At 71.9% G+C, this 23777-nt stretch carries 11 protein-coding genes; 6 read left to right on the top strand and 5 right to left on the bottom strand.

From position 1 onward, the window contains the following. Positions 1–2: 2 nt before the first annotated feature. Entirely contained in the window at positions 3–2129 is a 2127-nt protein-coding gene (locus AC3IX6_RS26730) for an acyl-CoA dehydrogenase family protein (protein ID WP_489365300.1), read from the bottom strand. A gap of 227 nt (positions 2130–2356) precedes the next feature. Here AC3IX6_RS26730 and AC3IX6_RS26725 point away from each other — a divergent pair, with 227 nt between their 5' ends. Beyond that, complete coding sequence (locus AC3IX6_RS26725) at positions 2357–4069, top strand: FG-GAP-like repeat-containing protein (RefSeq protein ID WP_489365298.1); 1713 nt, start codon at positions 2357–2359, stop codon at positions 4067–4069. Between the two features lie 60 nt (positions 4070–4129). Here the strand turns inward: AC3IX6_RS26725 and AC3IX6_RS26720 are convergent, their stop codons facing one another. Further along, a complete protein-coding gene (locus AC3IX6_RS26720; RefSeq protein WP_489365296.1) occupies positions 4130–6166 on the bottom strand; it encodes a serine/threonine-protein kinase in 2037 nt (678 codons plus the stop codon). A 338-nt stretch (positions 6167–6504) separates the two neighbouring features. Here AC3IX6_RS26720 and AC3IX6_RS26715 point away from each other — a divergent pair, with 338 nt between their 5' ends. Continuing rightward, entirely contained in the window at positions 6505–12744 is a 6240-nt protein-coding gene (locus AC3IX6_RS26715) for a DNRLRE domain-containing protein (RefSeq protein WP_489371569.1), read from the top strand. Positions 12745–12891: 147 nt separating this feature from the next. Here AC3IX6_RS26715 and AC3IX6_RS26710 read toward each other — a convergent pair whose 3' ends face one another. Then, positions 12892–14385: an aminotransferase-like domain-containing protein gene (locus tag AC3IX6_RS26710; RefSeq protein WP_489365294.1), complete on the bottom strand. Its 1494-nt coding sequence runs from the start codon at positions 14383–14385 to the stop codon at positions 12892–12894. 94 nt (positions 14386–14479) lie between these two features. Here AC3IX6_RS26710 and AC3IX6_RS26705 point away from each other — a divergent pair, with 94 nt between their 5' ends. Then, complete coding sequence (locus AC3IX6_RS26705) at positions 14480–15124, top strand: LysE family translocator (RefSeq protein ID WP_489365292.1); 645 nt, start codon at positions 14480–14482, stop codon at positions 15122–15124. Positions 15125–15168: 44 nt separating this feature from the next. Here the strand turns inward: AC3IX6_RS26705 and AC3IX6_RS26700 are convergent, their stop codons facing one another. Both AC3IX6_RS26700 and AC3IX6_RS26695 read right to left on the bottom strand, forming a co-directional pair. Then, entirely contained in the window at positions 15169–15429 is a 261-nt protein-coding gene (locus tag AC3IX6_RS26700) for a DUF397 domain-containing protein (protein ID WP_489365290.1), read from the bottom strand. Next, positions 15389–16237, bottom strand: a complete 849-nt coding sequence (locus AC3IX6_RS26695) for a helix-turn-helix domain-containing protein (RefSeq protein ID WP_489365288.1) — start codon at positions 16235–16237, stop codon at positions 15389–15391. Before AC3IX6_RS26695 ends, AC3IX6_RS26700 begins: the two co-directional genes overlap by 41 nt. 84 nt (positions 16238–16321) lie before the next feature. Between AC3IX6_RS26695 and AC3IX6_RS26690 the strand changes: the two genes are divergently transcribed. From AC3IX6_RS26690 to AC3IX6_RS26680, 3 genes are all read left to right on the top strand, one after another. Next, on the top strand, positions 16322–16771 hold the full coding sequence (locus AC3IX6_RS26690; RefSeq protein WP_489365286.1) for an ATP-binding protein: 450 nt from the start codon (positions 16322–16324) through the stop codon (positions 16769–16771). A gap of 246 nt (positions 16772–17017) precedes the next feature. Then, the gene (locus AC3IX6_RS26685; RefSeq protein WP_489365284.1) at positions 17018–23350 is read left to right on the top strand and encodes an RHS repeat-associated core domain-containing protein; all 6333 of its coding nucleotides are present in this window, start codon (positions 17018–17020) and stop codon (positions 23348–23350) included. 8 nt (positions 23351–23358) lie between these two features. Further along, positions 23359–23739 carry a hypothetical protein gene (locus AC3IX6_RS26680; protein WP_489365282.1) on the top strand — a complete coding sequence of 127 codons (381 nt, stop codon included), beginning with the start codon at positions 23359–23361 and terminating at the stop codon, positions 23737–23739. The last annotated feature ends 38 nt before the right edge of the window (positions 23740–23777 follow it).

The raw sequence follows: 23777 nt of genomic DNA, 5'->3' as shown, positions 1-23777 counted from the left end.
AGTCAGTCCCTGGGAAGGCCGAGAATCCGCTCGGCGACGACGTTGAGCTGGACCTGCGTGGTGCCTCCGGCGATGGTCAGACAGCGGGACATGAGCATCCCGTGCACCGCCCGCTTCCCCGTCCCCTCGCTCACCGCGCCCGCCGGGCCCAGCAGTTCGAGCGTGAGCTCGGCGGTCCGCTGCTGGTGCGGCGTCTGGACGAGCTTGCGTACGGACGCGCCCGCGCCCGGTTCCAGTCCGGACACCTGCTGGAGCGTGGTGCGCAGCCCGATGCAGGCCAGGGCGTGCGCCTCGGCGGCCAGGGCCCCGATCCGCACCCGGTACCCGCCTTCGAGTTCGGCGGAGCGGGCGAGCAGCGCCTCCAGGCCGGTGTCGAAGGTCATCTGGTCGGCCATGTGGACGCGTTCGTTGCCGAGGGTGTTGCGGGCGACCTTCCAGCCCCCGTTCTCCGCGCCCACCAGGGCGTCCGCGGGGAGCGGCACGTCGTCGAAGTAGACCTCGTTGAAGAGGGCCTCGCCGGTGATCTCCTTGAGCGGCCGGATGTCGATCCCGGGGGTCTTCATGTCCACCACGAAATAGCCGAGCCCCTTGTGCTTGGGGGCGTCCGGGTCGGTGCGGGCCAGCAGGATCCCGTAGTCGGCGCTGTGTGCGGAACTGGTCCACACCTTCTGCCCGTTGATCAGCCACCCGCCACCCGGCGCACGCTCCGCCTTGGTCCGCAGCGAGGCGAGGTCCGAGCCCGCGCCCGGCTCGGAGAAGAGCTGGCACCAGGTGACGTCCCCGCGCAGCGTGGGGAGCAGGTAGCGCTCCTGCTGCTCGGGGGTCCCGTAGGCGAGGAGCGAGGGCACGACCCAGGTGGCGATCCCGAGGTCGGCGACCTTGACCCCGGCGGCCGCCAGTTCCTGCTGGACGACGAGCTGCTCGACGGGACCGGCGCCGAGCCCGTACGGGGCCGGCAGGTACGGGGCCGCGTACCCGGTGGGCGCCAGCACCCGGCGGGCGGTGGCGGGGTCGAGCCCGGCCGCGTCGGCGATGGCGCTACGGGCCTTCGCGCGATGGGTCTCGGCCCGCGCGGGCAGCTCCAGGCGCAGCTCGCGCCGCGCGCCGGCGGCGGCGAGCCGCACGGCCCGTACCCGGTGGCCGTCGCCGGACCCCAGGAGCTGGCGGGCGACGAGCGCCCTCCGCAGGTAGATGTGGGCGTCGTGCTCCCAGGTGAAGCCGATGCCGCCGAGCACCTGGACGCAGTCCTTGGCGCAGGAGTACGCGGCGTCGAGCGCGGTGCCGGCGGCCAGCGCGGCCACCAGCGAGCGCACCTCGGCCGGTTCCTCCATGGCCTGCGCGGCGTCCCAGGTGAGCGCCCGGGCCTGCTCCACGCGCACCAGCATGTCGGCGCACAGGTGCTTGATCCCCTGGAACTGCCCGATGGGCCGCCCGAACTGCTCGCGCACCTTCGCGTACTCGGCGGCGGTGTGCAGCGCCCAGGCGGCGGTGCCGCAGGCGTCGGCGGCGAACAGCACGCAGGCGAGGTCCCGTACGAGGGCCGCGTCGAGTTCCAGCAGGGACCCCGGCCCGGCGGTGACCCCGCGGGCGCGGACCTCGGCGGTGGGGCGGGTGGGGTCGGCGCTGTCCTGGGTACGGACGTCGAGCGCGGCGGCGTCCACGGAGAACCAGCGGGTCCCGTGCGCGGTCTCGGCGGCGAGCAGCACGAGGTCGGCCTCGCCCGCGCCGAGCACCGGCGGCGCGGTCCCGTCGAGGAGGTACCCGCCCTCCACGGCCACGGCGGTCAGGTCCCCGGGCCCGAACGCCACGGCCCCGACCCGCCCGCCGAGGGGCTCGGCCCCGGCCCGGTCCAGGAGGACGGAGGCCAGCACGCTCGGCAGGTACGCCCCGGGCAGCGCCGCCCGGGCGGCCTCCTCCACCACGACGGCGAGGTCGAGCAGGGTGCCGCCCTCCAGGTGCGGTTCCAGCAGCCCGGAGGCGAGCAGCCCGTCCCAGTAGGCGGGCCGCGAGCCCGTCTGCGGCGGGGTGTCGAGGAGTTTGCGCACCTCCTCGGGAGGCACGGCCCGCGCGACCCAGCCGCGGACGGCTTCGGCCAACTCCCGCTGTTCCTGTGTGATTCCGATGCCCATGCGCGGCAGAGTAGAACACGTTTCATTCTGACGGAAGGTCAGAACTGAAACGTGTTCTTGCTTGTGCCGGGTCACCGGGAATCGGCGACGGACCCCTCGTCCACCCTGCCCATCCCCGCTGGACCCCGCACCCTTCCGCACCCCGGGCCTCGGTTCCGGGGGGCGGGGTGTGTGCGTTCCCGAACGCACACACCCCTACGATGTGGCTCACATTTCATGGGGGGATCATGTTCACGTCTTCACGCAGGCGCTCCTTCGCCGAGCGCGCCCGTTTCGTCGCGGCCTGCACGGGCCTGGCGGCCGTGTCCAGCATGCTTCTGTCGCAGCCGACGTCTGCCGCGACGCTTCCGCCCACTCCGCCCAAGGCCTTGCCCCGGGCGGACTTCACCGGAGACGGCCTGGGCGAGATCATGTACCGCCCGTTCACCGGCCCGCTCGTGCTGCGCAACCCCGCGATCAACCAATGGGAGTCCAAGTACTGGCTCCAGGAGGACTTCCTGGGAGACATCGCCTTCAAGGACTACATCCCGGTCGGCGACCAGGACGGCAACGGCGCTCCGGAGTTCCTCGTCTCCACGGCCGACGGAACGCTCAGCATGGTGCGGACTCAGACGGACCTGAACAACGACACCGTGGGAGAGAGCTCCCTCGTGGGGCGCGGCTGGCAGATCTACAACAAGGTGCTGTCGCCCGGGGACCTCAACGGAGACTCCCGGCCCGACGTTCTGGGCCGGACTCCGGCCGGCGACGTGTACTTCTACGGCTCCACCGGAAAGGCCGCACCGTTCGCGCCGCGCATCAAGATCGCCGGCGGCTGGCAGATCTACGACCAGCTGGTCGGTGTCAGCGACGACAACGGCGACGGGGTCGGCGACGTCGTCACCCGCACGCCCTCGGGGGTGCTCTCCTTCCACTCCGGAATCAGGGGCGCCACCCCGGCGTTCAAGCCGCCCGTCGAGATCGGCCGCGGTTGGGGCGCGTACAACCAGATCGCCGGCGGCGACGACATGGACGGTGACGGCAACAGCGACCTGGTGGCCAGAACGGTCGACGGAACGCTCTACCTCTACAAGGGGCTCGGAAAGGGCCGGTTCGCGGCGCGGACCCCGACCGCGTCGGAATTCCGCGATTGGCACAGGGCAGATGTGATCGCCGGGGCCGGCGGAATCCCCGCCTACGGCAAGTCCCACATCCAGGCTCTCGGCGTCGACGGCAAGCTCTACACGCACCAGTCGCTCGGCAACGGCTCGCTGTCCGCGCGCCGTGCGACGCCTTCGCCCTCCTACTGCGCTTCGTTGGGTGGTGGCACGAAGATGATCACTTTCGCCTCCGACGCCACCTTCGACAACCGCGCCGACATGCTCGCGATGTGCAACAACGGGGAGCTCACCGGCGGATCCAAGGGGCAGTACCTCGTCGGCGGGGGGTGGGGTGCCTACAACACGCTGGTCGGCCCCGGAGACCTCACCGGCGACGGCAAGGGCGACCTGCTCGCACGGGACGCGTCCGGCGACCTCTACCTCTACCGGGGCACCACCGACCGGTCCTTCTGGGCCGCCCCGGCCTTCGGGACCCGGGTCAAGGTCGGCTGGGGTTGGGGCGCCTTCGACCGGATCCTCGGCGCCGGGGACTACACCGGCGACGGGCGCGCCGACATCGTCGCCCGCACGCCCGCGGGAGAGCTGCACCTGTACCCCGGGACCGGCAGCGCCTCCGCCCCGTTCGCACCCAGTCGCAAGGTGGGGACCGGCTGGCAGGTCTACAGCAAGCTCGCGGCGATCGGCGACGTCGACGGCGACGGCAGGGGCGACCTCCTCGCGGCCGACCGCAGCGGCAACCTCTACCGCTACTCCTCCACCGGTGACGCCACCGGGACAGGGACCTTCCGCCCGCGCGCTCTGATCGGCGGCGGCTGGAACAGTTACACCGATCTCCGTTGACCCGGCTTCGGGGGCGTGTCCGCCACGACGTCGCGGACACGCCCCCGTCGCGCAGACGGATCAGGAGCGCTCGTAGTAGTAGCCCTCGCCGTGGGACGGGCCCACGTTGTGCTGGAGGCCGGCCGGCAGGCTCTTGGTGAAGAAGGAGGGGTCCAGGACCCCGCAGAACTGGCTGGTGGACTTGGACTTGTCCACGGCCGCCGAGCCGATGTTGATCCGGGTCCCGCCGGAGGCCACCGAGGTCACCTTGGCGATGTTCTCGCAGTGCCCCATCTGGGACTCGTTGATCAGGCGGACCGCCCCGGACCGGGTGATGGTCACCGTCCCCGGCTGGCCGATGTTGAAGTCGCCCTTGTAGGTCCAGGTCCCGGCGAAGTACGCGGGCACCGCGTCGCCACCGGAGCCGCCACCGCCGGGCGAGCCGCCGCCGCTCGGGGAGCCGCCGCCGCTCGGCGAGCCCGAGCCCCCCGGGGTGGCGCCCGGGCTGGTGCCCGTACCGGTGCCTCCCCCGGCCGGGCCTCCGCCGCCGCCCTGGGTCGCGCTGCTGCCGCCCGGGGTGCCGGCGCCCCCGCCGGGGGTGCCCGCGCCCGCCGCTGCGCCCTGCCCGGCGGCGGCCTGGCCGTCCGGCACCGGTGCGGGCGGGCTCTGCGGGGCCTGGGGGCTCTCGGAGCCCGCCGCCCCCGGAGCGGGCGAACCGCTCGCCGCCGAGGGGGAGCCGGAGGAGGCGCCGGGCGTCACGGGCGCACTGCTCGCCGGGGGCGAAGCCTGCGCCCCGCCGCCACCGCCGCCGAACGGCTGGAGCAGGGCCACCGTGCCCCCTCCTACGGTGAGCACCAGGACGACCGGCACCGCGACGGTCAACCGCCGCCGCGCCCCGCGCCGTTCGGGCTCCCGCTCCCGCTCTCCGGTGCCGCCGCCGGTGGCCGGGCCGGCCGCGGGCGTCGCCACCGCGGCCCCGCCCGCCGGCTCGACGACCTCGACGACCTGCTCGCCGGACCCTCCCGGCCCTGCGGACCCGCCGGCCCCTTCCGCTCCCGCCTCCGCTCCTCCTTCCGCCTCCGGCCGCAGCCCGAGCGTCCCCCGGTCGGGGGTCCGCGCCTCCCCGACCGGCGCGGGCACCGGCTCCGGCTCCGGCTCCGGCTCCGCGACCGGTACCGCCTCCGCGTCGAGCAGCCGCGCCGCCTGCCGGGCCAGCCGTTCCACCACCCGGGGCGGTAGCCACGCCCCGCCGGGCGCCGCCGGGAGGACCCGGTCCGGGTCCGCCAGCAGCTCGTCCACGCCCGGCCGTTCCTCCACGCCCTTGACCAGGCAGCGGCCGATGAGCGCACGCAGGGGGGCGTCCGCCACCCGCTCCAGGGCCGGTTCGCCCTCCACGATCTGGAACATCACCGCGTGCTGGTTGCTGGCGCCGTGCCCGAAGGGCAGCTCGCCCGTGGCCGCGTACATCAGGACGCAGCCGAGCGTGAACACGTCGCTCTTCGCCCCGGCCCGCTGCCCGCGCACCTGCTCGGGCGACATGAACCCGGGCGAGCCGACGACCATGCCGGTGCTGGTGAGCAGCGATTCGACGGAGGTCTCCAGGGCGCGCGAGATCCCGAAGTCGATGACCCGGCTGCCTTCGACGGTGAGCATCACGTTCGACGGCTTGAGGTCGCGGTGCACGATCCCGGCGGTGTGGATGTCCTTCAGCGCGTGCAGCAGCCCGTCCGCGAGGGCGTGGACGGAGTCCACGGGCAGGGGGCCGTACCGGCGCACGATCTGCTCCAGCGAGAGCCCGGGTACGTATCCGGTGGCCACCCAGGGCCGGTCGGCGTCGGGGTCCGCGTCCAGGACGGGTGCGGTGTACCGCTCGCCCACCTTCCGGGCGGCGTCGATCTCGCGGCGGAAGCGGGCACGGAACTGCGCGTCGGCCACGTGCTCCTCGTGCACCACCTTCACCGCGACGGTGCGCCCGCCCTCGGAGCGGGCCAGGAACACCCGGCCCATCCCGCCGGCGCCGAGGCGCCCGAGCAGCAGGTACGGCCCGATCCGGCTCGGATCACCGGCTGCGAGCGGCTTTATGCCGCCGTCGACGTTGTCATCACTGCCGCTGCCCATGCTGCCCGTCCCCCGGTGATCCCCTGCGGGCGGCCGTCCGGTCCGCCCCGTCGAACTCGCCTCAGGTTAGGCCCAGTTCCTCGGCGCCCCGAAGGCGAGGTCGGACGACTGGGAAAAACATGGACGGAATGCAGAGATCCACAAGTGGAAACACAGTGGCCCCCTGAACACTCCCTTCACAACCGTGCCGGGCCGCATTCTCGGCCGCACCCCCGTAATCGACTCATGGCGGACTGATGGAGTTTCACAGAAGATCGGGGACGCCCAGGAGGCGCCCCCGCCCCTTGGCCCACGGCGCGGGGCGGCTCGGTGCCACCGCGGCCGGCCTGGCCCTGGTCATGGCCGTCTCGGCGCTCCAGGGCACCGAAACCGCGCTCGCCGCCGACCTGAAGCCGGCCGGTACGCCCGAGGCCCCGGCGGCCACGAGCGCCGCCGACATAGCCTCGGCCAAGGTGGCCGCCCGGCTGTCGGGCAAGCGGGTGGAGGCCCTGTCGGAGCGGACGGAGACCTCGACGACGTGGGTGAACAAGGACGGTTCGCTGACGTCCGAGATCGCCGCGGGTCCGATCCGCTTCAAGGACGCCGCCACGGGCCAGTGGCGTGACGTGGACGTGGACCTCGCCCCGGCGGCCGACGGCTCGGTCGTCTCCAAGGCGCATCCGCAGGGTCTGCGCCTGTCCGGCAAGAGGGGCTCCAAGGCCCCGTCCCTCGCGGCGGCCCAGTCCACGCCCGGCACCGATCTGGTGACCCTGGGCCAGGGCGACGAGGCGATCACCCTCCAGTGGCGCGGCGGCCTGCCCGCCCCGAAGCTGGACGGCACCCGGGCGACGTACCCGGAGGCGGTGCCCGGCGCGGACGTGGTCGTCGAGGCGACCCGGACCGGCTTCGAGCAGTTCGTCGAGGTCAAGGCCAAGCCCGCGGCCGGATTCTCGTACGCCCTTCCCCTGAAGACCAAGGGCCTGAAGGTCGAGCAGCAGGCCGACGGCAGCGTCCTGTTCACCGACAAGAAGTCGAAGAAGACCGCGACGATGCCCGCCCCCGTCATGTGGGACGCGAGCGTCGACCCGGCCTCCGGTGAGCACACCCGCCGCGCCCCGGTCGGCCTGAAGGTCGTCAGGACCAAGGACGGCGCCGACCTCGTCATCACCCCGGACGCCGCCTTCCTCGCGGACCCGGCCACGAAGTACCCGGTCACCGTCGACCCGTCCACCTCCTCCCTGGGCAACCTCTTCGACACCTACGTCCAGCAGGGCGAGACCGTCGACTGGTCCAACGACACCGAACTGGACCTCGGCAACCCCGGTACGAAGAACGCCGACGGCACCTACCGCACCGCACGCTCCTTCATCACCTGGAACACCGCGCCCATCGCGGACGCGCTGATCTCCGACGCGAAGCTGTCCCTCTACACCTTCCACTCGGGCAACACCGACTGCTCCGCCCAGCCCTGGGAGGTGTGGACCTCCAACGGCCCCACCACGGCCTCCCGCTGGACGAACCAGCCGGCGATGGTCACCAAGATGGCCACCTCCACCGAGACCAAGGGCAACCCGGGCTGTGCCTCGCAGCCCGACGGCTGGATCACCTCGGACGTCACGGCGCTGCTCAAGCACTGGGCGAGCAAGAAGTGGGCCTTCTCCAGCATGGGCCTGCGGGCCGCGGACGAGGCCAGCATCAAGCAGTGGAAGCGGGTCAACTCCGCCAACGCCGCGAGCAACGTCCCCAAGCTGACGGTCTCCTACAACTACCGGCCGAGCACCGGCACCCGCCAGGAAGCCGGCCCGCCCTTCTTCTCGTACGGCGGCGCCTACACGGTCAACACGGCGACCCCGACCCTGCGCGACACCTTCGTCGACGCCAACGGCGACAACGTGCAGGGCGCGTACCAGATCTTCGACTCCGCGACCGACCTCCAGGTCGGCGACGTGCTGCGGTCCTCCTTCGTGCCGTCCGGCCAGGTCTCCTCGGTGACCGTGCCGGCGGGGGTCCTCACGAACGGCAAGACGTACAAGTTCCGCAGCAGCCCGTACGACGGCACGCACTACAGCACCGTCTGGTCGGAGTGGAAGACCTTCACCGTCGACACCACCGCGCCGGCCGCCACCGCCGTCGCCTCGGCGGCCTTCCCGCGGGACGTCTGGTCCGGCACCCCGGACGCGGGCGGCAAGCTCTCGGGCGGGTTCACCTTCACGCCCCCCGGCTCCGACGTCCGCGACATCCAGTACTCGCTGGACGGCGCACCCTGGGTCACCCTGTCCGCGACGGCCGCCGTCACCGAGCAGCTGACCTTCGGCGCCGGCCAGCACACCGTGCGCGTGCGGACCCGGGACAAGGCCGCCAACCTGTCGGCCGAGACCTCGTACCCCTTCGCCGCCGGCACCGGCGCCGCCCTCACCTCCCCCTCCGAGGGCGAGCGCGCCGCACGCAGGACGGTCCTCTCCGCCGAGGGCGAGGCCTCGTACACCGGGGTGACCTACCAGTACCGGCGCGGTGACACCGCCGCCTGGCAGGACGTTCCGGTCGCCGACGTCCGCAAGGCGTCCGACGGTTCCGCCGTGGCGTCCTGGCCGCTGGCCTCCCCGCAGGGCCGCCCCGCGGCCCTGACGTGGAACCTCACCGACACGCTGGTGGAGGACGGCTCCGTCTCGGTCCGCGCGGTCTTCGCCGTCGGCGCCCAGACGGCGCACTCCCCCGCCCGCACCCTGACCGTGGACCGGAACGCGGGCACCGCCCCCACCCAGACCATGGGTCCGGGCGTCCTGAACATGCTGACCGGCGACTACGTCATCTCGGCGACCGATGCCAGCGCCTACGGCCTGACGGTCGGCCGCAGCGCCGCCTCCCGGGGCCGGATCCAGGCCTCCTCGGACACCGTGCCGATCTTCGGCAAGGAGTGGCTGTCGGGCACCGCGCTCGACGGGAACGGCTCCTGGCTGCACGTCCGCAAGACCTCGGAGACCTCGCTCGCGCTGGTCACCCTCGGCGGCATCGAGATCGCCTTCACCTCCGTCGCGGGCGGCGGCTGGAAGCCGGAGCCCGGCTCCGAGGAGCTGACGCTCACCGGTTCCTTCGCCGGCACCTTCTCCCTGAAGGACAACGGCGGCCACGTCACCGAGTTCGCCAAGCAGGACCCGGCCCAGCTCATCTGGCCCGCGACGACCTCCGAGCAGGAGGGCCTGTCGGGCAGCGAGACCAAGGTGATCGCCGAGACGGTCACCGTCGACGGCAAGAAGCTGTCGCGTCCGAAGCTGCTCGTCGGCACGACCTCCGCGGTCCCGCTGACCACCTGCGCCACCACCCCGGCCACCAAGGGCTGCCGGGTGATCGAGTTCGTCTACGCCACCGGCACGACGGCCACCACCCTCGCCTACGGCGACTTCACCGACCGGGTCAAGGAGATCAAGCTCTGGGCCACCGAGCCCGGCGCCGCCGCGGCCACCGCCAAGCCGGTGTCCACGTACCGCTACGACAGCACCGGCCGGCTCCGCCAGCAGTGGAACCCGAACCTGGCGCAGTCGAACATGAACGAGTACGACTACGACTCCGCGGGCCGCGTCACCTCGCTGAAGGCGCAGTCGGAGCTGCCGTACACCTTCACCTACGGCAAGGCCGGCAACAGTGCCGCCGCCGGTGAGGGCATGCTCCTGAAGCTCTCGCGCCCCGGCCTCAAGCAGGGCACGGTCGACGTGGAGGAGGGCACCGCCGCCAACAGCGTCGTCTACGACGTGCCGCTGACCGGCGCGAAGGCCCCGTACCAGATGGGTCCGGGCGACGTTCAGGCCTGGGGCCAGCAGCAGTTGGTCACCGACGCCACCGCCGTCTTCCCGGCGGACAGCGTGCCGTCCTCCGGTGACGGAGCCCAGCTCACCGCGACCGCCTACACCCGGGCGTCGATCATCTACACGGACGCCTCCGGGCGCGAGGTCAACGGCGCCGCCCCCGGCGGTCACATCACCACCAAGGAGTACGACCGGTACGGCAACGCGGTCCACAGCCTCTCCGCCGCCAACCGCGCCCTGGCCCTCGCCGCCGGCGCCTCCGACCAGGCCACCCTCGCCGACCTCGGCATCCAGAACCTGCCGTCCGCGGAGCGCGCCGAACTGCTCTCGGCCCGCACGGTCTACGACAGCACCGGCACCCGGGGCACCGAGGCCCTCGCCCCGCTGCGCCGGGTCACCCTCACCCAGCCGCTGACCTCCGGCGGCACCACCCTGGTCGCGGCCGGCCAGTCCGTCGTGGCCCGCAACTGGACGAGGAACACCTACGACGAGGGCCGTCCCACCGACGGCTCCGCCACGGTGGAGAACCAGATCACCCGCGTCTCGGTCGGCGCCCAACTGCTGGCCCACCCGTCGCTGATGGCGGAGCCGCGGATCACCGAGCACACCTACGACTGGGTGAAGGGCCTGAAGACCAGGACGGTCGAGGACCCGGGCGGCGCCGCGCTCGTCGAGACCGTCGAGTACGACGACCAGGGCCGCGCGACCAGCGAGACGCTCCCCGGCGGTGGCGGCCAGGCCGCGACCACCCAGCTCACCACCTACTGGTCGGCGACCGGCACCGGCGAGTGCAAGGGCCGCCCCGAATGGGCCGACCGTCCCTGCATCACCCGTCCCGCCGGCGCGATCACCGGCGGCGGCAGCAACCCGAGCGAACGGCCCTCCGTGGCCGCCGAGTACGACTTCTGGGGCAACCCGACGAAGTCCACCGAGACCATCGGCGGACAGACCCGGATCACCGAGAAGACGTACGACGCCGCGAGCCGGCAGATCAGCGTGAAGGTCACCGGCGGCCTCGGCACGGCCGTGCCGGAGACCCGTACCGAGTACGACCCGGTCACCGGGCGGGCCGTCAAGACCACCTCCCCCACGGCCGGCACGATCACCACCGCCTACGACAAGCTCGGCCGCCCGGTGTCCTACGCCGACGCCGACGGCGGGGTCAGCACCAGCCAGTACGACCTGCTCAACCGCACCGTCAAGGAGACCGACTCCGTCCCCTCCTCGGTGACGTACACCTATGACCACGCGGCCGAGCCGCGCGGCGTGGCCACCCAGTCCACCGACTCGGTGGCGGGCACCTTCAAGGTCGCGTACGACGCCGACGGCGGCATCGTCTCCGAGACCCTCCCCGGCGGCTACTCGCTCACCCAGCGCCGCGACCCGGCGGGCGCCGTGCTCCTGCGCGAGTACACCCGCACCAGCGACGGCGTGGCCGTCATGTCCGACAGCGTGGCCCGTTCCATCCACGGCCAGGTCCTGGAGCACTCGGGCCTGACCTCGCAGGACTACGGCTACGACGGCCTCGGCCGCCTGACCTCCGTCCGCGACGACGCCGTGGACGGCTGCACCACCCGCACCTACTCCTTCGACAGCCGCAGCAACCGCACCGGCCAGACCACCGCGACGGGCGCCCCCGGCGCGCCCTGCCCGGCCCCGGGCGGCACCTCCGTCACCCACACCTACGACAGCGCCGACCGGCTGACCGACAGCGGCTACGCCTACGACGCCTACGGCCGCACCACGTCCCTGCCCGGCACCACGATCGGCTACTACGCCAACGACCTGGTCCGCCAGCAGACCACGGGCAACCAGCGCCAGACCTGGGAGCTCGACCCCTCCATGCGCCTGCGCTCGTGGAAGGTGGAGAGCAACGCCTCCGGCTCCTGGGCGCAGACCGCGTCCAAGGTGAACCACTACGCGGCGGACGGCGACAGCCCGAGCTGGATCACGGAGGACGGGGCCGGCAACGTCACCCGCATCGTGAACTCGGCCCCCGGCGACTTCGCCGCGACCACCACCGCCACCGGCGCCGTGGTGCTCCACCTCACCAACATCCACGGCGACGTGGCCCTCCAGCTCCCGCTGGACCAGGCCCAGGCGCCCGTGGCGATCAGCAACGACGAGTACGGCAACCCGCGTGCGGGACAGGCGGACACCCGCTACGACTGGCTGGGCGGCAAGCAGCGCTCCAGCGAGAACGTCGGCGGCCTCACCCTGATGGGCGTCCGCCTCTACGACCCGGCCACCGGCCGCTTCCTGACCCGGGACGCGGACCCCAAGGGCGGCGCCAACGCCTACGCCTACTGCTCGGGCGACCCGGTCAACTGCTGGGACACGACGGGCCTGCTGGACTACAGCTTCACGTTCTTCATCGGCTCCGGCAACGCGACGCCGCAGGGCGTCTTCAGCTACTGGATGAACTACTTCGGCAAGATCTTCCCGCTGGCCGGCCGCGCCAACCGGGTCCACTACTACTGGCAGCACATGGCGCTGCGCGACTGGGTCCCCGGCTTCGGAAACATCAACTTCAACGTCCGCGTGGGCTACATCGGCTCCACGTACCTCCTGTTCTGGGCGGCCCCCGGCAGCATCGTCTACGGCCGCAACTCCTACGTGGAGTTCTGGATCACCAAGTGGTGGACCGGCGGACGCTGGGGCTACCTGTACCTCAACGTCCACGGCCACACGGAAGGCAACACCTGGGCCGACTGGCTGATGCCGGGCTGGATGTACCGGCGGGGCGCGGCCGGCACCTGGCAGAAGCTCGCCGCCAACCTGAACCGGATCCTCTGGTAGCCAGGGCTTCCACCAAGTGACCGAGGAGGGGTGCGCACCGTGTGCGCACCCCTCCTCTCGCTTCGCACTTCGAAGACGGCACGAAGAACGAGGTCTGGTACCAGGTGGGGGTCACCAGCCGGGTCACCAGCCGGGTCACCAGCCAGGTCATCGTCGGCCTGACCGATCCCAACTGCTCCGGGACAGTGCGGCCCAGGCTGCCGAGAGGCGGTCGACCAGTGCTGCCGCGGTCTCCGGGGCGAAGGAGTAGGGGATGCGGATGTGGTCGTCGTGGGCGCCCGTCGCGTCCGTCGTGGCGCCGGGGATGACCTCCGCGCCGTGGCGCAGTGCCACCCGTGCGTAGAGCCGGGCGTCCGTGCCCGCGGGCAGCTGGACCCACAGCGCGGAGCCGCCCTGCGGGGCCTGCCAGCGCCAGTCCGGAAGCTGCTCGGCCAGCAGCCGGCTGATGGTGGCGAGGCGCTCGCGGAGGATGCGGGCCCGTTCGGGCGCGAGGGCCGGGAGCGCGGGGAGGAGCCGGGCGGCGAGGGCCTGGTCGAGGAGCGGGCTGCCGAGGTCGTTGAGCGCCTTGAGCCGGGCCAGGCGCACCACCGTGTCCTGCGGCCCGCGGATCCAGCCGATCCGGAGACCGCCCCATACGGCCTTCGCCAGCGAACCCACCGTCAGCACGGTTCCCCCGGCGGGGGCCGCGGCGATCGGCGGCGGAGCCTGGCCGGGGGCGAGCCCCGCCGCGTGGGCGCTGTCCTCCAGGATGGTGACGCCGTGTTCGGCGGCGAGCTCGGCCACCCGGCGCCGACGTCCGGCGGACATCAGGGTGCCGGTGGGGTTGTGGTAGGTCGGCATCAGGTAGAGCAGCGCGGGCCGGTGTTCGGCCAGTGCGGTGGCGAGCCGGTCGATCCGGACCCCGTCGGAGTCGAGCGGGACGCCGACGAGCCGGGAGCCGGCCGCCCTGAAGGCGTCCAGGCAGCCCGGCCACCCGGGGGATTCCACGAGGGCGGTGGACCCGCGCCCGAGGTGCAGCTGGGCGCTCAGGGCGACGGCCTGCGTGGCGCCCGTGGTCACCACGACCTGGTCGGGCACGGTCGGCAGGCCGTGAGCGGTGTGGTGGTCGGCGATCGCCGCTCGCAGCGCGGGGAGCCCGGCCGGGTGGTAGCCCGCCTCACCGATCAGCCCGGGCAGGTCCTCGCGGACCAGCCGGAGCAGCGCTCGGGCCAGGTCCGAACCGCCGGCTTCGGCCGCGTGCCCCAGCGAGATGAGGTCCGGCGGTGGGGTGATCAGCCGTTGGACCACCGCGTTGGCCTGACCGCCGCGTACCCGCCCGTCTGCCGGAACCCGGTGTGCCGCCGCCCCTCCCGACACCTGCGTGCCGCTGCCCCGCCGGGTCTCGGCCAGGCCCGACCCGCGCAGTGCGTCGTACGCGGAGGCAACCGTCGCCCGGCTGACCGAGAGGGCGTCGGCGAGCCGGCGCTCGGACGGGAGACGGTCCCCGGTGCGCAGGTCCCCGGACCGTACGGCCCGGCCGACCGCGTCGGTGAGCCGCCGGTACAGCGGCCCCTGGCCCGAACTCCAGTCGCCCAGCAGGTCGATCAGCTCGTCCGGCTCGACCGGCTCGGCCTGCTCGGGGCTCTGACGATTCCGGTCCACTTTCCCCTCCATTGGCACGGGAGTACGAGCCACCGCGGGGCGAGGCTGACGGCATGACACCCAACGAACCCGTTTCACCCGGCCCGGAACTCGCATGACCTCGCTCGCCGCCTTCGTCCTCGCCTCCCTGATCCTGGTGGCCGTGCCCGGACCCAACCTGATCTACATCGTCACGCGCAGCGTGCGGGACGGACGGCGGGCCGGCATCGTCTCGGCCCTCGGCGTGGAGACCGGCACGCTCCTCCACGTCATCGCGGCCGTCTGCGGACTGGCGACGCTCATCGAGGGCCACCCGCTCGCCTTCGCCGTCCTTCGCTACGCGGGCGCCGGCTACCTTCTCCACCTGGGCATACGTGCGCTGCGCCGCCGCCCGCCCGCTGCTGCCGAACCCGAAGCCGACGACTCCGCCGAAGCCGTCGGTCGTTCCCCGCGACGCCGACCGCTCCGGCTCTATCTCGACGGCGTCCTCGTCAACCTTCTCAACCCCAAGGTCGGCCTCTTCTTCCTGGCCTTCCTGCCGCAATTCCTGGCCACCGGCCTGAGCCCGGCGCAGACCCGGACCCACATGCTCCTGCTCGGCGCGGTCTTCCTGACCGTCGCCCTCACCCTCGACCTCTGCTACGCGGTCGTCGGCGCCGCACTCACCGCTCGACTCCAGGCAACCCCGCGCCGCGACCGCGGCCTGTCCCGCCTGACCGGTGGCATCTACCTCGGCCTGGCCGCCCTGGTGTTCGCCTGAAGCCCTCCGTACGCCACCAGGCCCCCGCGCCCGGGCCTCCGGAGTCAGAGACCGCGCACGAAAGCGGCGAAGGCGGCGGGGGCGACGGTGAAGACGGGGCCGTCGGGAACCTTGGAGTCCCGGACGGCGATCCGGCAGGGCTGGGGGGCGATCTCCACGCACTCGCCGCCGGTGTCGCTGCTGTACGAGGACTTGTGCCAGGCGGCGTCGCCGAGCGGGGCGCACTCGACGCAATCGCCACCGGTGTCGCTGCTGTACGAGGACTTACGCCACCGCGCGCCCGTCAGGTTCTGGATGGTGTCCATAGCGTTCCTCCATTACGCGGGCGATCAGTTCCGCCGATTTCTCCACGGAGAGAGCGGCAGCCTGCAGGTGATCGTAACGGAGCGAACCCTCCCTGAGGGCTTCCGGATTGGCCGTCATATGCCCCTGCACGAAGTCCTCGGCGTAGACGAGATCCGGGTCGTCGTCGAAGCGCAGGAGGGTGAACGTGCCCGGCAGCCCCGCGTGCGCGCCCGCCTCGAAGGGCAGGATCTGCACCCGCACCCATTCCCGGTCCCGCAGCTCCAACAGGTGGGCGAGTTGGTTTCGCATCACCTCCCGGCCGCCGATCTCCTGGTGCAGGACGGCCTCGCTCAGCACCACCCACATCAGCGGCGGGTGCTCGCGGTCCAGGATCCGCTGCCGCTCCATGCGGGCGGCCACCTGCGCGTCGAGGCGCTTGTCGTGCCGCACGCCGAGCACGGCCCGCGCGTACGCCTCCGTCTGCAGCAGTCCGTAGACCAGCTGCGCCTGGAAGGTGGAGATGTACGTCGCCTTCGCCTCCATCTCCGCGTACGCCTGGAACCAGGTCGGCAGCTGGCTCCGTAGCACCAGCCCCACCAGACGGGAGAACACCCCGCCCGTGTCCAGCGCGGCGTCGACCCGTTCCGAGAAGTCGCGGGTCGGGACCTTCCTCGCGGTCTCGATCTGCCCGATCAGCGAGCCCGCGCAGAAGATGATGTCGCCCAACTGCCCCTGTTTGAGCCCTGCGGCCTCCCGCAGGCGGCGCAACTCCGCGCCGTAGTAGTCCAGCGGAGAGGCGCTGGGGTCGAGACTGCGGATGTTGACCATGGAGCGGTCACCCCCAAGTACACGCCAGGCGGCGTTCGTTTCGGTCCATAGCCGAGCGTAACGACGCCGCCCCACCCTGATGTCATGAATCTCGCAACTGGGCCCTCATCAGCAGGAATTGACGGCAGCTATCGCATGGGCTTCACCGTCGGTGACCATTCCGCCCGGCACATGCGGCGCATCCTGCGGATGTTCCTCACGCAGTGGGAGCTCGACGCCCTCGCCGATGCCGCGGAGCTCGCCCTCACCGAGCTGGTCGCCAACGTCGTGCGCCACGTTCCCGGACGGGGCTGCGTGGTCCTCATCCTCCGCCAGCCGGACGGACTGCGCGTGGAGGTCTCGGACGGCTGTCCCTCACCCCCGCGGCCGGCGCCCGGCTCCGGGGAGCTGAGCGAGGGCGGGCGCGGCCTGCTCCTGGTCGAGGCGGTGACGGACCGCTGGGGCACGGCCCCGGACCCCACCGGCAAGACGGTGTGGTTCGAGTGCGACGCCCGACCCCCCGAGACCCCGCCCTCACCCCGTACCGACCAGTAGTTGGTACGCCATCAACTCACCTGTCGAGACCGCTACTTCGGTCGTGTCAAGCACGCCACGGGCGCATTGCCGGTCCATGGGTTTAATTTTATCGTCTGTTTACTCTATTCTCCCCCAGTGGACCCGACCGGAATGCATGGGTCCACTGACTGCATCACTTGCATGGGGGAAATTCGCGTGACAGCGCAAAAGACTCCAATGAGGACACCTCATTGGAGTTCCACTGATGTGTGGACTTGGCCCAAGATGATTCGCCGCACCGCCCAGGGCATCGCCATGGCCGTGTGCGGATCCATGATCGTCGTAGCGGTACCCGCGGAGGCCGAAGCGGCCGAGCGGTTCAAGGTGCGGGGCACCCAGGCCGAACCCGTGATGGACGGCCGGCCCGTCCCCGTCGCCGCCCCGCCCAAGAGCGGGACGGCGGGGACGGAGCTGAAGAAGGCCCCCGAGTCCGCCTGGCCCGAGGGCGGTACGGCCCAGGTCGAGATCCCGGGCGCGGGCGGGAGCCTGCTGAGGCGGTCCGCGGCCCCGGCGCCGCAGGGCGTCGGCGGCCTGCCGCTGACCCTCGCGCCGGCCGCCACCACCGCCTCCGGCTCGGCCGACCCGAAGGGCGCGGCCCGGTCGGCCGCCGCCCCGGCCGTGGACCAGCGGTTCGAGGTCTCCGTCAAGGACCGCAAGGCCACCGGCAAGGCCGGTGTCCGGGGACTGCTGATCGGCGTCACCCCGGCGGGCGGGCCCAAGGTCGCCGCACCCTCCCTCGCCGCGGCCGCCGATGCCGCCGCGCCCGAGCGGATATCCGTCGGCCTCGACTACTCGGCCTTCCGCAACGCCTTCGGCGCGGACTGGGCCTCCCGGCTGCGCCTCGTCCAGCTGCCCGGCTGCGCGCTGACCACGCCGGACAAGGCCGAATGCCGCGTGCCCACGCCCCTGGAGGGCGTGACGAACGACGTCACGAACAACAAGCTCTCCGCCGAGGTCCGCCTCGCGGCCGGCGCGCCCGTCGCACTGGCCGCCGAGGCGGGTGCCTCCGGCGACAAGGGCGACTTCAAGGCCACCCCGCTGGCCCCCAGCGGCAACTGGCAGGCGGGCGGCGCGAGCGGCGACTTCAACTGGACCTATCCGGTCGAGGTGCCCGCCGGTCCCGGCGACCTCGCGCCCGACCTGAGCCTGAACTACTCGGCCCAGAGCGTCGACGGCCGCACCGCCGCCAGCAACAACCAGCCCTCCCAGGTCGGCGACGGCTGGGAGATGATGACCGGCGGCTTCGTCGAGCGCCGCTACCAGCAGTGCTCCGAGGTCCCCGGCTCCGGTGTGGGGCCCAAGGACAGCAAGGGAGACCTGTGCAAGGCCTCCGAGAACGCGATCCTGTCGCTCAACGGCAACAACACCGAGCTGGTCCGCGACGACGCGACCGGCATCTGGAAGCCCGCCAAGGACGACGGCTCCAAGGTGGAGCTGCTGACCGGCGCGGCCAACGGTGACACCGAGGGCAAGCACTGGAAGCTGACCACGGTCGACGGCACCCAGTTCTTCTTCGGCCGGAACCGGCTGCCCGGCTGGACCGAGGGCAAGCCGACCACCGAGTCCGCCTTCACCGTCCCGCTGTACGGCAAGGACGGCGGCAAGCAGCACGCCTGGCGCTGGCAGCTCGACCACGTCGTGGACACCCACGGCAACGCGATGGCCTACTTCTACACGAAGGAGACCAACCGCTACGGAGCCAACGGCAAGACCGCGGGCGTCGAGTACACCCGCTCCGGCCACCTGAACCGGATCGAGTACGGCCACCGCGCGGACAGCATCTACACGGCCAAGGCCCCCGGCAAGGTGCTCTTCGACGTCGCCGAGCGCTGCCTGCCCGGCGCGGACTGCTCGGACGCCCTGTTCCTCCCGGCCAACGCCAAGAACTGGCCCGACGTACCCGTCGACCAGTACTGCGCACCCGGCAAGGAGTGCAAGAACCAGTTCGCCCCCAGCTTCTGGACGCGCAAGCGGATCAGCGCGGTCAGCACCCAGGTGCTGACGGGCGGCGCGTACAAGGACGTGGACCGCTGGGACCTGGAGCACAGTTTCCCCACCACGGGTGACGGCACCTCCCCGGGCCTGTGGCTGGAGTCGATCCAGCGCACCGGCAAGGCCGGCGGTTCCGTCGTGCTGCCGAAGGTGACCTTCTCGGGTCAGCAGCTGGAGAACCGCGTGGACGGCTTCGAGGGGCTGGCGCCCTTCATCCGCTACCGGATCAACGCGATCAACACCGAGTCCGGCGGCCGGATCGGCGTCACCTACTCGCCCCGCGAGTGCTCGGTCGCCGCCGGCGGCAACGTGCTGCCCGGCGCCGACGACTCCAACGGCATGCGCTGCTTCCCGGTCCTCTGGGCCGCGCCCGGCCAGCCGATCGGTCCGGACGGGCGGCCCAAGCCGCTGAAGGACTGGTTCCACAAGTACGTCACCACCGAGGTGCTGGAGAACGACCTCGTCGGCGGTTCGCCGACGATGGTCTCGCGCTACGAGTACGTGGGGAAGCCCGCCTGGCGCTACGACAACTCCGAATTCGCCCGGGACTCGGAGCGCACCTGGAACCAGTGGCGCGGCTACGAGAAGGTCCGTACCCGCACCGGTGACGGCCTCGACAAGAAGTCCCTCACCGAGAGCGTCTTCCTCCGGGGCATGCACGGCGACAAGCTCGCCGCGGGCGGCACCCGCCAGTCGGCGGTCGCCGACTCCGAGGGCAACACCGTCACCGACCACAACGAACTCGCCGGCACCACCCGCGAGATCCTCAGCTACAACGGCGACGGCGGGGCGCTCCTGTCGACCCGGTCCTACGAGTCCTGGCGCAAGGGCCCCACGGCCACCCGTGCCCGCACCGGCACGGACGCCCTGACCTCGTACATGTTCAACAACGCGGTCGAGCACTCCCGCACCGCGCTCGCGGACGGCAGCTGGCGCCGGACCAAGACCCAGACCTCCTACGACGACTACGGCCTGGTCACCCAGGTCGAGGACCACGGCGACCTCGCCAAGGACGACGACCAGACCTGCACCCGCACCGAGTACGCCCGCAACGCCGCCACGCACTTCGTGGACGCGGTGAGCCGCGAGGAGACCGTCTCGGTCGCCTGCGGCGCCACCGTGCAGCGCCCGCAGCACGTGCTGGCCGACGACCGCTCGTACTACGACGGCAAGGCCTTCGGCGAAGCACCGACGAAGGGCGATGTCACCAAGGCCGACGAGCTGACCGACCACAAGGACGGCAACCCCGTCTACACCGTCGCGGGCAGCGAGAAGTTCGACGTCTACGGCCGGAGCACCGAGACCACCGACGTCTTCGGGAAGGTCTCCACCACGGCCTACACCCCGGCCGCGGGCGAGGCCGCGAACAAGGTCGTCACGACGAACGCGCTCGGACACACCGAGACGGAGACCATCGATCCGACCCGCGGGCTGACCCTAGGCGAGACCGATGCCGCGGGCTTCCATTCGCACGCCCAGTACGACGCGCTGGGACGCCTGGTCAAGTCCTGGGAGTCGGGCGGCGACCGGGCCGGACCCGCGGACTCCGAGTACGAGTACCTGGTCCGTCCCGACGGCCCGTCGGTGGTGACCACCAAGACCCTCCAGGACGGCGGCAAGTACACCGTCCAGCACGAGTTCTACGACGGTCTGATGCGCGAGCGCCAGACCCAGAGCACCCGGTCCGACCTCAACGAGACCACGGCCTCGCGCACGGGCCGGGTCGTCACCGAGCAGCACTACAACACGCTGGGCCAGGTGACGAAGGAGTCCGGCCCCTACCTGGAGAAGGCCAACCCGTCCATCAGCCTGGTGACGGTTCCCGACACCGAGGTCATCCGCCAGCAGCGCTTCGAGTACGACGGGGCCGGCCGCAAGACGGTCGACGTCCTCGCCAGTCTCGGCAAGGAGCTGTGGCGCGGCACCACCGCCTACGAGGGCGACCGCCAGCACGTGGTCCCGCCCAAGGGCGAGTCCCCGTCCACGAGCATCGTCGACGCCCACGGCCGGCTCGTCGAGATGCGCCAGTACCAGGGTCCGACGGCCTCCGGCCCCTACGACGCCACCGCCTACCGCTACACCTCCGGCGGGGAAATGGAGTCGGTGACCAACCCGGTGGGCCAGAAGTGGTCCTTCGGCTACGACCTGCGCGGGCGCAAGGTCTCCGAGACCGACCCGTCGCGCGGCACCACCACGTACACCTACGACGAGGGTGACCAGCCGACCGGGATGACGGACGCGAGGGGCCGTCAGCTCTCCTACACCTACGACGCGCTCGGCCGCAAGACGGCCACCTACGAGGGCACCCCGGCCACCGGCACGCGGACGGCCGAGTGGAAGTACGACACGCTGGCCAAGGGCGAACTCGCCGAGTCCGTCCGGTACGTCGGCGGCAAGGCGTACGCCACCTCGGTCACCGGATACGACGCCAAGGGCCGCCCCACCGGGAACAGCATCACCATCCCCGGCTCCGAGGGAGCACTGGCCGGTACCTACACCTTCGGCGTGGACTACACCTCCACCGGTGCCGCCGCTTCGGTGAAGATGCCGGCAGCGGGTGGGCTGCCCGCGGAGACGCTGTCCTACGGCTACAACGCCGCGGGTCTGCAGACCACGGTCAAGGGAGCCGAGCAGTACGTCTCGTCCGCCCGCCACACCCCCTTCGGCGAACTGCTCCAGTACCACCAGGGCGCCGCGGGCAAGCGGCTGATCCACTCCAAGACGTACGACGACGCCACCCGCAGGGTCCACAAGACCTTCGTCGACCGGGAGGTCGGCCAGGCGGTGCTCAGCGAGACGGAGTACGGATACGACCCCATCGGCAACGTCACCAAGATGGACGAGCTGCGCGACGGCGCGATCCGTGACACGCAGTGCTTCGCCTACGACCACCTGCGCCGGATGACGGACGCCTGGACCGCGAAGCAGGACTGCGCGTCGGGCCCCTCCTCGGCCACGGTCGGCGGCGCGGACCCGTACTGGGACACGTACGCCTACGACCGGACCGGCAACCGGACCGGCCAGGTCCGGCACGCCACCACCCCGGGCGGCACGGACGAGAAGCGGACCTTCGGCTACCCGTCGCCCACCGCGAAGACGGCCCAGCAGGCGGTCCTCCAGCGGGTCGACACGGAGGGGCCCGCGGGCACCACCAGCTCCGAGTACGCCTACGACGCCGCGGGCAACACCGTCCTGCGCAAGTCCAAGGACGGCGAGCAGAAGCTCGACTGGGACGCCGAGGGCAATCTGGCCAAGGTCACCGAGGCCGGGAAGACCACCGAGTTCCTCTACGACTCCGAGGGCGACCGGCTGATCCGCAAGGCTCCCGAGGGCAGCACGCTGTACCTCGGCGCCACCGAGGTCACGGTCGGCAAGGACGGGAAGGTCAGCGCCACCCGCTCCTACAGCCACGGTGAGACCGAGGTCGCCTCGCGCAGTTCGGACGGAAAGGTCGCCTACTTCGCGGCGGACCACCACAACACGAACACCCTCGCGGTGACCGCCGACGGCGTCATGAACGCCACCCGGCGTCCCCTCACGGCGTTCGGCGAGTCCCGGGGCACGGCGCCGGCGGCCTGGCCCGACCAGAAGGGCTTCGTCGGCGGCACCCTCGACGAGTCCACCGGGCTGACCCAGCTCGGAGCCCGCCTGTACGAGCCCGGCACCGGGCGGTTCCTGTCGGTCGATCCCATGATCGACTTCAAGGACCCGCAGCAGATGAACGGGTACACGTACGCGAACAACAACCCGGTCACCGTCAGCGACCCGGACGGCCAGATCCTCCCGCTCCTCGCGGGCATCGCGGCCCGGATGATCGCCCAGCGCATCGCGCAGGAGATCGCCCGCCGCATCGCGATCGAGGCGGCGAAGCGGGCCGCGGCGGAGGCCGCCAAGCGGGCCGCCATCGAACTGGCGAAGAAGGCCGCGGCCGAGGCCGCCAAGAAGGCCGCGGCGGAAGCCGCGAAGAAGGCTGCGGCCGAGGCCGCCAAGAAGGCGGCCCAGGAGGTGGCGAAGAAGGCCGCCGCGGAAGCCGCGAAGAAGCAGGCGGCCAAGAAGGCCGCGGCCCAGGCCGCGAAGAAGCAGGTCGCGAAGAAGGCGGCACAGCAGCCCGCCAAGAAGGCGAAGCCGAAGGACAGCGGCGCGGGGAAGAAGAACCCGCCGCAGAAGCAGGCCTCGCCGCAGAAGCCGCCGCGCAAGGCCATCGAGAGGGCCCCGGAGCGCAAGGCCATCGAGAAGGGTCCCGAGCGCAAGGCCATCGAGCCGGCCCCGAAGCACAAGGCCATCGAACAGGCCCGGGACATCCTGGACCCGGAGTCGATGCGGGGCGCCACCATCGGCAGGGTCTACGAGCTGGCCCAGGGCGACGGCTTCGTGAAGATCGACGCACCGCACGCCACCGGTGGCGGATTCACTCTGAGGCGCGGAGCTCCGACGATCATCCTGGAGTTCGGGAAGAAGGGGATGCGCCGCCTGGACCACCAGGGGCCCTATCTCAAGTACCAGATGGGCAAGAAGGTCAAGCGGATCCCCCTCCAGGGAAACCCGGCCCTCAATCCCAAGAACTAGGAGGAACCGTGGACTGGCTCACCCCGGAGGAGGAATGCCTCCTCGTCAACGCGTCCGAGGGTGCCTCGCTGTGGGCACTGCTCGCCGACTGGACCGAGTCGGAGGACGAGGAGGCCTGGCGCAGCGCCGTACCCGCGTTCCTGCCGCTGGTCGAGTCCTGGGCGGCGCAGGGCTACCTGGAGCTGTTCCGGGCGCCCGAGCCCCCCGCGTACATCGGGGGAACCCCGCTGCGGGGACGCGAACTCGAAGCGGCCCTGCGTGACCCGGACACCTGGGAGTACCACGAGGACCACACGGTCGGGCTGTACGCGACCCCGGCCGCCACCGTCCTCGGGACGGATCCCGCGGAGCGCGCGGAGGGCGGCCCGGGGACCGGCGCCGCCTCCTGACCCCCTCGCCTCCGCACACCATCCGGCGGCCCGGGTTC

Source organism: Streptomyces sp. GL_141, from assembly GCF_057834385.1.
The sequence above is the reverse complement of the archived record's forward strand: the minus strand, read 5'-3'. Positions and strand labels throughout refer to the sequence as shown.